At 35.3% G+C, this 9,488-nt stretch carries 24 protein-coding genes; all 24 read right to left on the minus strand.

Going from position 1 to position 9,488, the window contains the following annotated elements; all coding sequences use genetic code 11:
• Positions 1–240, minus strand: coding sequence for a hypothetical protein (locus Q0649_RS18770; protein ID WP_298845561.1), 240 nt, complete (start codon positions 238–240; stop codon positions 1–3).
• Positions 233–982, minus strand: a complete 750-nt coding sequence (locus Q0649_RS18775; RefSeq protein WP_298845563.1) for a lambda exonuclease family protein — start codon at positions 980–982, stop codon at positions 233–235. The genes Q0649_RS18770 and Q0649_RS18775 overlap by 8 nt, the downstream gene beginning before the upstream one ends.
• Positions 960–1,811: a hypothetical protein gene (locus tag Q0649_RS18780; protein WP_298845565.1), complete on the minus strand. Its 852-nt coding sequence runs from the start codon at positions 1,809–1,811 to the stop codon at positions 960–962. The genes Q0649_RS18775 and Q0649_RS18780 overlap by 23 nt, the downstream gene beginning before the upstream one ends.
• 7 nt (positions 1,812–1,818) lie before the next feature.
• The gene (locus Q0649_RS18785; protein WP_298845567.1) at positions 1,819–2,043 is read right to left on the minus strand and encodes a hypothetical protein; all 225 of its coding nucleotides are present in this window, start codon (positions 2,041–2,043) and stop codon (positions 1,819–1,821) included.
• 2 nt (positions 2,044–2,045) lie between these two features.
• Complete coding sequence (locus Q0649_RS18790) at positions 2,046–2,198, minus strand: hypothetical protein (protein ID WP_298845569.1); 153 nt, start codon at positions 2,196–2,198, stop codon at positions 2,046–2,048.
• Between the two features lie 122 nt (positions 2,199–2,320).
• Positions 2,321–2,680 (minus strand): hypothetical protein, encoded by a 360-nt coding sequence (locus Q0649_RS18795; protein ID WP_298845571.1) that lies wholly within the window; start codon positions 2,678–2,680, stop codon positions 2,321–2,323.
• 1 nt (position 2,681) lies between these two features.
• Positions 2,682–2,921 carry a hypothetical protein gene (locus tag Q0649_RS18800; protein ID WP_298845572.1) on the minus strand — a complete coding sequence of 80 codons (240 nt, stop codon included), beginning with the start codon at positions 2,919–2,921 and terminating at the stop codon, positions 2,682–2,684.
• Positions 2,914–3,045 (minus strand): hypothetical protein, encoded by a 132-nt coding sequence (locus Q0649_RS18805; RefSeq protein WP_298845574.1) that lies wholly within the window; start codon positions 3,043–3,045, stop codon positions 2,914–2,916. Before Q0649_RS18805 ends, Q0649_RS18800 begins: the two co-directional genes overlap by 8 nt.
• On the minus strand, positions 3,045–3,248 hold the full coding sequence (locus Q0649_RS18810) for a hypothetical protein (RefSeq protein ID WP_298845576.1): 204 nt from the start codon (positions 3,246–3,248) through the stop codon (positions 3,045–3,047). Before Q0649_RS18810 ends, Q0649_RS18805 begins: the two co-directional genes overlap by 1 nt.
• Positions 3,249–3,250: 2 nt before the next feature.
• Positions 3,251–3,433, minus strand: a complete 183-nt coding sequence (locus tag Q0649_RS18815; protein ID WP_298845578.1) for a hypothetical protein — start codon at positions 3,431–3,433, stop codon at positions 3,251–3,253.
• A gap of 275 nt (positions 3,434–3,708) precedes the next feature.
• Entirely contained in the window at positions 3,709–4,083 is a 375-nt protein-coding gene (locus tag Q0649_RS18820) for a hypothetical protein (protein ID WP_298845580.1), read from the minus strand.
• Entirely contained in the window at positions 4,080–4,397 is a 318-nt protein-coding gene (locus tag Q0649_RS18825; protein ID WP_298845582.1) for a hypothetical protein, read from the minus strand. Before Q0649_RS18825 ends, Q0649_RS18820 begins: the two co-directional genes overlap by 4 nt.
• The gene (locus Q0649_RS18830; RefSeq protein ID WP_298845584.1) at positions 4,394–4,849 is read right to left on the minus strand and encodes a hypothetical protein; all 456 of its coding nucleotides are present in this window, start codon (positions 4,847–4,849) and stop codon (positions 4,394–4,396) included. Before Q0649_RS18830 ends, Q0649_RS18825 begins: the two co-directional genes overlap by 4 nt.
• Positions 4,850–4,859: 10 nt before the next feature.
• Positions 4,860–5,024 carry a hypothetical protein gene (locus tag Q0649_RS18835; RefSeq protein WP_298845585.1) on the minus strand — a complete coding sequence of 55 codons (165 nt, stop codon included), beginning with the start codon at positions 5,022–5,024 and terminating at the stop codon, positions 4,860–4,862.
• Complete coding sequence (locus Q0649_RS18840; protein WP_298845587.1) at positions 5,021–5,257, minus strand: hypothetical protein; 237 nt, start codon at positions 5,255–5,257, stop codon at positions 5,021–5,023. The genes Q0649_RS18835 and Q0649_RS18840 overlap by 4 nt, the downstream gene beginning before the upstream one ends.
• A complete protein-coding gene (locus Q0649_RS18845) occupies positions 5,254–5,397 on the minus strand; it encodes a hypothetical protein (protein ID WP_298845589.1) in 144 nt (47 codons plus the stop codon). The genes Q0649_RS18840 and Q0649_RS18845 overlap by 4 nt, the downstream gene beginning before the upstream one ends.
• A 21-nt stretch (positions 5,398–5,418) precedes the next feature.
• Entirely contained in the window at positions 5,419–5,805 is a 387-nt protein-coding gene (locus Q0649_RS18850; RefSeq protein WP_298845591.1) for a hypothetical protein, read from the minus strand.
• Positions 5,806–5,841: 36 nt separating this feature from the next.
• Positions 5,842–6,075 (minus strand): hypothetical protein, encoded by a 234-nt coding sequence (locus tag Q0649_RS18855; protein WP_298845593.1) that lies wholly within the window; start codon positions 6,073–6,075, stop codon positions 5,842–5,844.
• A gap of 64 nt (positions 6,076–6,139) precedes the next feature.
• Positions 6,140–6,451 carry a hypothetical protein gene (locus Q0649_RS18860; protein ID WP_298845594.1) on the minus strand — a complete coding sequence of 104 codons (312 nt, stop codon included), beginning with the start codon at positions 6,449–6,451 and terminating at the stop codon, positions 6,140–6,142.
• A gap of 28 nt (positions 6,452–6,479) precedes the next feature.
• On the minus strand, positions 6,480–6,920 hold the full coding sequence (locus Q0649_RS18865; RefSeq protein WP_298845596.1) for a YopX family protein: 441 nt from the start codon (positions 6,918–6,920) through the stop codon (positions 6,480–6,482).
• Positions 6,902–7,339: an HNH endonuclease signature motif containing protein gene (locus Q0649_RS18870; protein ID WP_298845597.1), complete on the minus strand. Its 438-nt coding sequence runs from the start codon at positions 7,337–7,339 to the stop codon at positions 6,902–6,904. Before Q0649_RS18870 ends, Q0649_RS18865 begins: the two co-directional genes overlap by 19 nt.
• A gap of 4 nt (positions 7,340–7,343) precedes the next feature.
• Positions 7,344–8,171 carry a hypothetical protein gene (locus Q0649_RS18875; protein ID WP_298845599.1) on the minus strand — a complete coding sequence of 276 codons (828 nt, stop codon included), beginning with the start codon at positions 8,169–8,171 and terminating at the stop codon, positions 7,344–7,346.
• A gap of 168 nt (positions 8,172–8,339) precedes the next feature.
• Positions 8,340–8,660, minus strand: coding sequence for a helix-turn-helix transcriptional regulator (locus Q0649_RS18880; RefSeq protein WP_298845601.1), 321 nt, complete (start codon positions 8,658–8,660; stop codon positions 8,340–8,342).
• A gap of 283 nt (positions 8,661–8,943) precedes the next feature.
• Positions 8,944–9,165: a hypothetical protein gene (locus tag Q0649_RS18885; protein ID WP_298845603.1), complete on the minus strand. Its 222-nt coding sequence runs from the start codon at positions 9,163–9,165 to the stop codon at positions 8,944–8,946.
• Positions 9,166–9,488: the final 323 nt, after the last annotated feature.

Here is a 9,488-nt window from a genome sequence, read left to right on the forward strand (position 1 = left end):
TTAAGCTTGTTTATAAAAAATGTGATTCGGGTTAAATATTCGCTCCATTGCACCGGAGTCAAAGTGGACATCATAGAACCAGCGGTCGCCTTCTCCCACGGCTGGATGTTCCCGAATTTCAGTTACTGTGCCTTTCTTTTTGTATGATTTGCCAACTTCAAAAGTATAATAGTCTTCTCCTTGGTTATTGCCATCATTATAGTTAAACCAGTTGTAGTTGATTTTTATAATATTACTCATCTTCTTGGAATTTTTCTAAAATTGTTTCTCCTTCTTTTATTGCAAATTTTATTTTAATAGCCAAAAGTCGGATATCTTCTTGCACATCTTCGTATTTTAATCTCACAAATGCCATTTGAAGGTGGCCGGGAAATTTTGGTGAATAACTCATAAAGTCCCAATATGCCCGACCAGTGATTAACATCCCACTAACACATTGCCAATAATAGATTGGCCTCAATTTTTTAAGGTCTTCCCAAGTTTTCATTCTCAGGTTTTTCAGATGATGAACACTGTTGTAAGGACATTTAACCTCAAGCCCACCATTATCCTCTATTAAACCATCAGGAGATCCAGACACAAACTTAGGATAAGGCTTGTATGGTAGGCTTCCTGTTTCAGTAACATGCACTTTCATTACAGTGGAATAAAGCTGTATTGCTTCTGGTTCATGTAAAATACCCCACTCCATCTCTTTGGTAGTCACAGTAGAATCACAAGACTCGCCTGTGAGTATTTCTGTGACCATCTCTTCAATGTAAGTAATTGCTCCTTCTGATAGTAAGGTCGGATCTATAATTGTCTTAGCCGTACTCTTTGGTGGCCTATTCGCTAGTTCTTCGGGAGTCATATCCCTTTTACAATCTGCTACTAATTTGTAGTGATTACTGGAAGTTAGCTTCCCTATCCGATCCCGATTCCATTGGGCAGTACGCTGGGCAATGTATTCCAGTTCTTCTTTATTTATTTCCGTCGTTTCCATTTTTAGTTTCCTCAGCTTTCTTTTGTAAAATTAAAATGTCTATTTCTGCATGACGTTTTTTAACAAGATCTCTGAACTCTTCGAATTGATGTAGCTCCTCGTGATCTGCATAAATTTCATTGACCACCTTTTTGCTTGGAGCTGTACTCATTTCTTCAACTATATCGACTGGAATATTTGAAGTGTCAACTTTTGCCTCTGAAGCTTCAGCCATTGTTCTCTCTCCATTGTTGTAACCCATTGTGAAAGCGATTGCGTCAGCTCTGTTTAGATCTTTGCCAAATAACTTTCCTATTTTTTCTGCTGCATCTTTGATTGCATATGTCTCAGCGGCCGGCAATCCTTTCTGAATTGCTCCCGGTATAATGAATTCTAAATTGGTAGCAGACTTTCCTTTAGCAGTTTGTACGTCTACAGCACCCGTTCCGTCATGATGTAGCATTTCTCCTGTAATTGGATCTTTATAGCTCAATCTGACTGTACAGTATATTGAATTGAACATGGTGCCTTCACGAAGTATATCTACTGTCCATACTTGAAATATTCTGGTAAGAAGTAGCTCCACTTTTTCAATGGGAAGATAGTCTATAGGAACTTTGATCTTTTCGCCTGTATCTGGTCTAATGATCTCTTTTTTAGCCATTGGGTGTTGTTTAATCCATTTGGCAGGGGGGACTTGATTCAGCATCCAGTTCAGGGTATCTCTCTCGAAAACTTCTTCTTCTCTGTCTTCCTTAATTAGATCAGTGAACTTTGGTATTTTCTTTACTACTGGTGTTATAGGCTCTGTTACCGCAACACCAGTTTCAGGTTCTTTATTCTCTTCCATGATTTTTTTATAAAATTCTATTTAATTCGATTTCTTTTAATCTATATTCAGTATGACCTGCGTCTCTAACTTTTAATCCCTCTAGTAAGTCTTCTATCCATTTTCCTTCTGCAAGACCGAATATATATCGTATTTGCTTAAAAGTTGGTTTGGTTAACCAGACACATTCTAAGTTATTATCGGGCTGATCATATTCATTTGCTATACTAAATAAGCACCATATTGTTTCCATGATTATATATTTTTAAGGTCGTCAATCGCGTTTTCTAATTCAGCCATAGTCTGTTTCAGTGATTCTATTTGTGTTTCCTGATCTTCTATTGTTGTAACTAAAGAATCTACAGTTGTACTGATACTTTCAGTATCTCTTTTTAATGATCTGTCCATTATTTTAATTATTGTAGTAGCGATCTTGCCACTGTGGTTTAACTTCTGTTTCTTTTGGGAGGTATTTGGTTATGTTCGCGCTGTGAATCCATTTACCGGTTAGTGTATTAATAAACCACTTGCTATTCTTCTTCCGAATGTGAAGAGGGAGTTTGGATAGAATATTGACTTTCTTTTTCATGATCCTTTAACTTATTGGAGTAACAAAATATTTCAAATTCTGCTGTAGCCTGTACAAATCCTGAAAACTCTTGAAGGATTGATAAGTAACAAGAGTATCTGAAGTCTTTAATTTCAGGATGTCTACTCTTGTAAAATCCAACTTCAAGTTGTGATCCGTCTCTTTTGCCAAAGCTAACAGAGAACTTATCGCCTTCAGTTTGTTCTTTAAGATGAATGCCACTTACTGAAAATATAAAGGCATCGATCTTGTCTTCTATGCCGTCTAAATGATTGGCTGATATGATTTCTATTTGTCCCATGTTATATTTCTTTAAAGGCAGCTAAGTAGCCACCGTAGTGATCAATGATAAACTCTTTTGTTCCTGACACTTCAAACTTCTTTGAGGTCGGGTAGTAATGGTCTTCTATCATGACATCCGCATTGATAGGCTCATTACTGAAATTCTTTAGCGGAGTATTTCTCCTGTGATTTTCGTAGAAGTTCCCATCCAGATATTCCATCCGGGGAAACTCTTTCTTCAGGTCTTCTAATTCACTCATCGTCTTGATCTTTATAGTTATTACATATAATTGTCGTTATCATTCCTGCTAGATACATGATGCCTAGCCAAATACCAATAGATACAGCCCAATGCTTCCCTATTGCAGTTAAAAATTGTTCCATTATTCTTCGTTTGAAAGTGCATATCTAATTGCCAATAAAAAGGCAAACAAAATTCCAATTACAGGTATCATTAGTATTAAGTATTTTTTAATAGTTATTGATCCGTTACTTATTTTAGACAGACAACGCCAATATGTGCCTGTACCTACTTGAAATATAAAATATAGCATTATATATGCTCCATATGTATTAAGAAATTCCATATCTATTTTTGTTTTACATCTAATGTGAAAGTCTCTATTTCTTTTGACATGGTTAAACCATCGTCTAAGCCACTTAAAAATTGTAATGATAGTTTCTTATGCTCTTTGGTAGATAGCACTTGATGTGTGTTCCCATCGTTAAATTCAACGACTACAAGGATTGTTTTTATATCATCAAACTCCATAATTGTGTGGTTTAAAATATTTTAATATATCCATCCATCCCATATAGTCAGAGAGAGACAGCAACGTTATGATAGCAATGATTACTAATACAATCTGTACAACTGGTACAGGCTCTATACGATAGTTATGTGGTTCCATGATAGTTTAGTTAGGACAAGTGAAATGAGGGTTACTATGAGGCTTACAATCACAATTATCACTCCATGTGACTAATTGTTTGATACCATATACAAAGCCTATGATGAGTATGATAATGATGATTAGATTTTTCATTTTAATCTGTTTTAGGTGGTTCGGGTAAATAAGTCCAACGCTTAATATAATCAATTGGGAATGAACTATTGCGTTTAAGTCCTTGTGTTTCCCACTCCCAATTAGAAATGCAGTCCCCGTATCTCTGAAGTTGTAGAATTTGGTATTCTTCATGTTCATTAAGGCATATAACCGGATCAAAGTCTAAAGGCAAAGTTTCAGTATCATCCAAGTCAATATCTATCCATTCCGGCTGCATCAACTCAATAGCCTTTTTCATTCCGGATTTGAAGTCGTTTTTAACATCTTCTACCTCATGATCTGATAATTCTGATGTATTTACTGATGATTTAATATATGCCTCAGCATACTCGTTTATTTGTTCTTCTGTGATCATTTTGCTAAATCTAAAGGGTGAATATTATGTTTGTTTCGTCTTATGTAGTTCCAGAAATGAAGCTGCAAATCACGATTCCATCTATGTTTATAGCCCGGTACGTTAATTGTCCCTGACATGTGTAGATAAAACGGCTGACCTTTAATGTAATTACCAGACTCATCCCATTTAGTCGGGCATTCTTGTCTGCCGTAATATCCAAACTCACAATGTGAATGCCCATTATTATCCACGTATGCTCTAATCCTAAAACGAGGGACAGGATCAAGTTTAAGCCTTCGTTTTATCTTCATTAACTTTTGCCTGAACTTCATGCTTTCCCTGTTAATTGTTTCGCAACACGAACTCCCATTTCTAAAATAGCATCCCCAACACACCATCCAGCAGATTCAATCCATTTATCATGAACTTCTTCTGATATAATCTTTATTTCCTCATCACTAACCACCTTGAAAGTATTATCCCTGTACTGCTGAACTTCTTTTTCTATTTCTTTGATTCTTTTCTCTATGGAATTAATTTTCTTATGTAGTGGTTTTTGGTTTTGACGCGCTTTTAAAACATCCAGCGCTAAATCACTTGCACTTTCAGCATTCACATGCTCCCCCTGTTCTATCAGGTAGGTTTTGAATTTTGAAAGGAGTTCTGGAATATCAACCACATTTCCGTCCTTGGTTCTCCTTGGATATGACTCATTAGCTCCTTTAAATTCATTGTGTATTTCTAAAAACGCCTTTTCAATTTTATACTCTTCTGGTTCTTTCATGGCTTAATTATTAATATTCTTCTTCGTCTGTAATAGATATAACATCATGCTTTACATGATTTATACTAACTGTTTTTCGCTCTACCGAAACAACATCATTATACCAGCTGCCAACTCTTATTTCCAAATCATCCGGATATTGGTCTAGTTGTTCTTTTAATTGCTTATTTGTCATGGTGTTTGAATAATCGTGTTTAAAATTGAGTCCTTACTTATCGTGTGGATGCAGTTGCCGTCTATATCGTGTCCATCGTCAATGTTATAAGCGTTTTCACTAGCATCTTTCAAAGCTTTTTCAGCACATTTCCTGCCGTATGTTTGAATATCAATTATTCTTTGATTATCAATAATTCCATTAGCTAGATCAATGCTTACGTTAATTGCCAGTTGTTCTGCTGTATAATTCATAATGCTTTAGCATTTAGTCTGTCAATTTCAGCATAAAGTAGATCATTATTAAACCCCTTATAATAGTTATGATTATACTGACTTATTTGAGGTATATGCTCAAACTGTTCCATGTATGTGCCTTTTACATATTCTGCCATCTTCCTTGTTGTTATCCCCTCTTATGGGGTGGTTAATTTATCCCTGTACCACTGAATAGTATTTCTCATTATCTGCCTATCCCTGATATGACTATTGTCTGATTCAACCGGAAAAGTATAATCAATCTGGTCTTCAATATCTTCATCAGTTATCGCTTTTTCAGGGAGTGCGTCAATAGCTACATCACTTATACTCTGATATTTTTTAAACTTCCACACATGATTGCATTCTTTACATATTCCGTTTAAGTGATTCGGATAGCCCTCATTTAAAGAACCATCATTCTTATCAAACTTCCCTGCTAACTGCTCCCATTGGATAGAGTGCCCATGCCAAACCTCTTCAAGAATTAAATTATCACTTTTGCATTTGGGACATATAGCTGATGACTGTAAAATATTTTCCATTCTTTATGTATTACCCCTTTGCAGGGAGTGAGTTAACTATTTGAGTATGTATTTTTCACAAAGTTTTTCTTTACCATGCCAGTACCCTGCTTTAAAATCAGAGTTTTCCTGATATAAGGTACTTTCGTCATAGTCACCGTGTAAGGCATTATTAGCCCCGACACAGAACTCCATACCCGCATTGGGTAATACTTCTCTTGCGTGTGATATCACCTTTTTACCAGATCTATCTTTGTCTATTGATAATTGAATGTGGTGTTCATGTGCCACCACCTGACTAAAGTTAGATTCATCAAAGTCTAACCCACAGTTGTTACATTTCATCGTCTTTATTTTAGCCCTTCCGGGAGTGAGTTAATAGACTATTTACATTTTCATCAATTAACGTTTTAGAATCATACCCTTTGTTTTTTGAGTAACAACCCCTATGTTCAATGGATTTTTTCTTTAGGTCTATATTCAGTTTGAACTCATTACCTGTACTCGCACAATGAATATGAACAACGCCTTTTAATGGCTCTACAAATACTACTTTTATTCTCTCCTTAACCCTGTTGAGGAAATTATTAGAATAGTTTTTGAGAATATACCCATATGCAATTTTATTATAAAGGCTATATAGCTGAGATCTGGTTAAATCTTCCATCTTTGTTTATGTTATGCCCTATGGGCGGTTAGTTAATTAATTCAGGATTATCATGGATGTTACCTGCTACCAAGGCATTATGTGATTTAATCCAATAACTAATTGATGAGGGTCTTTGAGATTTAGAAGTTAATAAATAAAACCCTTGACTCCCATACAAGCAATTGTCAGTAAGGTTGTGATGCCCGTAAACTACCTCAGCATAGCATTCAATACCAACTTTACCGAATCCACCACCTTCGTATGTCTGAAAGTGTAAAATATCACCCTCATAAATCTCTTTACCGCTCTTGTCTTTAAGTCCTGTGTATTGCATTAGGATCACCCTTTCATTTTTATAGTCTACTTCCCAATTTCCATCGGTATCTAAAAAATGAACAGTCCCATCTATTTCTAATGAAACCGAATGATTGTAGAACATGCTGTCATTCATCCAAGCCCTAAACTTTATTATTCTATTATTATACATGGTTTATAATTTTTAATTTTATGTAACTTTTGGTGTTCTGATTTAGTTAATACTAACAGATTTTCAGAGTTATTATTTAAAGTGTCTTCATCTTTATGATGAACATCTTCCCCATTCTTTAGATATCTACCTATTTTCTTCTCACAAACAAGACGGTGTTCAGCTACATAATTATTGCTGGTTTTAAATGGATGATGTGGTGAATAAATATATCTGTAACCAGAAATTATAACACTTTCTTTATAAGCGCCTCTCAAATCTCTTGTAATAGCATAGCATTTATGGGAGCAACATTTAGCCGATAGACCATCTTTTCTTATTTTAGCAACAATAGACATGCAAACCGGGCATTCAAACTCTGAAAATAAATAATTTCTGCTCCCTGATTTTATTTGCCCTATCGTCTTTATTTCTCTCATTTCCTTATTTGTTATCCGCTTTAGCGGGGGTTAGTGATTTGTAAGCATGCATCATATCTTCTAAATCAGAGGGTCTTAACAATGTAGTATAACTACCAAGTGTTAATGCAATAAAATCACATGCAACTATAGCATAATTATTTTCGTTAAAAAGTTTAACATGAACCTCTTTAGGCTTATTCTGTTTTTGAATCCAATCTAAAGCTGAATGCTTGGTGCTGAATGCTTTGTCCGTGTCCGGATACATACAAACAAAATGACAAGATTTTATTTTTTTTGTTTCAAAAAGAACAAAATCACCACTTGCATTTGCTTTATCTCTTCCTGCCCTGAAATAATCATCTCCTTCATACAAATCAACCCCATCCTCAGAAGTCATAACAAATACAGGAGGAGCTTCAATGCCTATTTCTTTGGCGAAGTCTAAGAAGGATGTCAGTCTATAGTTACATATCATTATTGGTGTTTTTATCCAGAATGACTGTTCGTAAGGAACGATCACAGGATATGATTTTGGATTAATAGAGTTATTCCCTGAACCAGAAACAAAACCTTTACTATCATAATGCTCCATCAACAATTTAAATTCACGTTCATTGTTAACTTGTATTGCGCACCTACCTGATAGGATTGATTCTGGTATTATATTCGCCCATACTCCCTCAGTACCTAAAACATATGAATATGTTGTGGGATCACGTACTCCATATTCATCTAAATGAAATATACCACTTGATATAGTTTCCCTTATGAAATCACATCCTAAGTTTAAAAACTTAGTTCCTTTAGGGTAATTGTCGTATGCGTATTTTAGTTTTTCATATTTTTTCATTTTTCTTTGTTTTTAAGGATTAGTATTGAAACAAAACTAGCAGTAAGCCACAATAAGGCTATAATTGTGCTAGTTGCATATCCGAACGATAAAGGGTCGAATCTGTGGATGTGCATTACTCCTGCCAAGTATCCGAGGAACAGGAAGTAAACTGGGAGTTTGATATATTTAAGATCCATTGTTCAATAATTTAGTTTGTAACTCAATGATTGTTTCCTGCGCTTTGTTGAACTTTATTTCAAGCTCTGCTATCTTCTTATCCGAGTTTATCCGCGGATGATTGAGTATCTCGGATAGGCCACAGTCATAAAATGCACACAGATTGACAGCCTCTTCGAGAGATAACGATTTTAAGCCCTTCTCAAGCCTCCAATATGTTGGGGCTGACATAGACAGTATGTTTATCATATCTGGGTAGCCTAAGCCGTTCTTAACGCGTAGCATCTTAATGTTATGCCCTATAGTTACATTGTATTTTTCATGCTTCATCTTTTCTTTGTGATTTTTGTTATTAGGTGTGCTGTGAGGTAGACAAGTATAATTGGTGCAAATACTGCTATCAGGTCTTTAACCATGACTACAGAGATAAGGAGTAGATCAATAGCTTAACCTGCTCAAAGTTTATATTCAAGAAGTTTTCCTGAATCTTGGACTTGTCGGCCAATTCCTTCAATGCTTCTGCTCTGCTACTATTTTGCAATAGAGATCCTATTAATGTCAGCTGTTGTTTCAATGCCTGTAGTATGGATAGTTTAGTGTTAGTTTCCATGGCCTAAATATTTAAGTATTTTAATATCTCTTTGTTAATCTCCGAATACTCATTCAGGTAAGTTTGCTTTATGGTTGGATCATTTGATCTTTGGTACTGGAATGCAACAAATCGCCTCCGTTGAAATAAGTGATCAGTTTCTTCGAAAGCTTTCTTTTGATCAAAATCAATTGTTGTATCCAAATTGTCTAATTGTTGTGCTAATTCTGCAAGTGTTCTTTCCATCTTCTTGTGGTTTAAATTGTTCGTTTACTTTTCTCTTACTTGTAAATACTCTGTTTTGTTGTAGGTAATGATACCATCGATATTAATCGTGTCAATGATTGTGGTATCCCTGAATTTGGCTATACTGATCTCCCATTGACCATCATTTTGCCTTTCTATTGTAAATGTTGGGATAGTCTTAATTTGTGTTTCTGGATAGCTTACCATAAAAAATGTTGTTACTATTGTCGCGGTGGTACACGCAAGAATAAAGCTCATTGGTATATTTTTCTTGTTCATGGTCTATTTGGTTTAGATACATAAAAAAACGGGAGTCTGCATCC

The organism is uncultured Clostridium sp. (assembly GCF_937920395.1).
Classification (GTDB): Bacteria; Bacillota; Clostridia; order Clostridiales; family Clostridiaceae; genus Clostridium_AD.

What these genes read in the sequence shown, in the direction of transcription:
- Q0649_RS18775 (WP_298845563.1), bottom strand. Translation starts at nt 982, where the DNA reads ATGGAAACGACGGAAATAAATAAAGAAGAACTGGAATACATTGCCCAG.
- Q0649_RS18785 (WP_298845567.1), bottom strand. Translation starts at nt 2,043, where the DNA reads ATGGAAACAATATGGTGCTTATTTAGTATAGCAAATGAATATGATCAG.
- Q0649_RS18875 (WP_298845599.1), bottom strand. Translation starts at nt 8,171, where the DNA reads ATGAAAAAATATGAAAAACTAAAATACGCATACGACAATTACCCTAAA.
- Q0649_RS18780 (WP_298845565.1), bottom strand. Translation starts at nt 1,811, where the DNA reads ATGGAAGAGAATAAAGAACCTGAAACTGGTGTTGCGGTAACAGAGCCT.
- Q0649_RS18850 (WP_298845591.1), bottom strand. Translation starts at nt 5,805, where the DNA reads ATGGAAAATATTTTACAGTCATCAGCTATATGTCCCAAATGCAAAAGT.
- Q0649_RS18860 (WP_298845594.1), bottom strand. Translation starts at nt 6,451, where the DNA reads ATGGAAGATTTAACCAGATCTCAGCTATATAGCCTTTATAATAAAATT.
- Q0649_RS18820 (WP_298845580.1), bottom strand. Translation starts at nt 4,083, where the DNA reads ATGATCACAGAAGAACAAATAAACGAGTATGCTGAGGCATATATTAAA.
- Q0649_RS18795 (WP_298845571.1), bottom strand. Translation starts at nt 2,680, where the DNA reads ATGGGACAAATAGAAATCATATCAGCCAATCATTTAGACGGCATAGAA.
- Q0649_RS18805 (WP_298845574.1), bottom strand. Translation starts at nt 3,045, where the DNA reads ATGGAACAATTTTTAACTGCAATAGGGAAGCATTGGGCTGTATCTATT.
- Q0649_RS18835 (WP_298845585.1), bottom strand. Translation starts at nt 5,024, where the DNA reads ATGACAAATAAGCAATTAAAAGAACAACTAGACCAATATCCGGATGAT.
- Q0649_RS18840 (WP_298845587.1), bottom strand. Translation starts at nt 5,257, where the DNA reads ATGAATTATACAGCAGAACAACTGGCAATTAACGTAAGCATTGATCTA.
- Q0649_RS18870 (WP_298845597.1), bottom strand. Translation starts at nt 7,339, where the DNA reads ATGAGAGAAATAAAGACGATAGGGCAAATAAAATCAGGGAGCAGAAAT.
- Q0649_RS18810 (WP_298845576.1), bottom strand. Translation starts at nt 3,248, where the DNA reads ATGGAATTTCTTAATACATATGGAGCATATATAATGCTATATTTTATA.
- Q0649_RS18790 (WP_298845569.1), bottom strand. Translation starts at nt 2,198, where the DNA reads ATGGACAGATCATTAAAAAGAGATACTGAAAGTATCAGTACAACTGTA.
- Q0649_RS18830 (WP_298845584.1), bottom strand. Translation starts at nt 4,849, where the DNA reads ATGAAAGAACCAGAAGAGTATAAAATTGAAAAGGCGTTTTTAGAAATA.
- Q0649_RS18865 (WP_298845596.1), bottom strand. Translation starts at nt 6,920, where the DNA reads ATGTATAATAATAGAATAATAAAGTTTAGGGCTTGGATGAATGACAGC.
- Q0649_RS18825 (WP_298845582.1), bottom strand. Translation starts at nt 4,397, where the DNA reads ATGAAGTTCAGGCAAAAGTTAATGAAGATAAAACGAAGGCTTAAACTT.
- Q0649_RS18815 (WP_298845578.1), bottom strand. Translation starts at nt 3,433, where the DNA reads ATGGAGTTTGATGATATAAAAACAATCCTTGTAGTCGTTGAATTTAAC.
- Q0649_RS18880 (WP_298845601.1), bottom strand. Translation starts at nt 8,660, where the DNA reads ATGAAGCATGAAAAATACAATGTAACTATAGGGCATAACATTAAGATG.
- Q0649_RS18770 (WP_298845561.1), bottom strand. Translation starts at nt 240, where the DNA reads ATGAGTAATATTATAAAAATCAACTACAACTGGTTTAACTATAATGAT.
- Q0649_RS18845 (WP_298845589.1), bottom strand. Translation starts at nt 5,397, where the DNA reads ATGGCAGAATATGTAAAAGGCACATACATGGAACAGTTTGAGCATATA.
- Q0649_RS18885 (WP_298845603.1), bottom strand. Translation starts at nt 9,165, where the DNA reads ATGGAAAGAACACTTGCAGAATTAGCACAACAATTAGACAATTTGGAT.
- Q0649_RS18800 (WP_298845572.1), bottom strand. Translation starts at nt 2,921, where the DNA reads ATGAGTGAATTAGAAGACCTGAAGAAAGAGTTTCCCCGGATGGAATAT.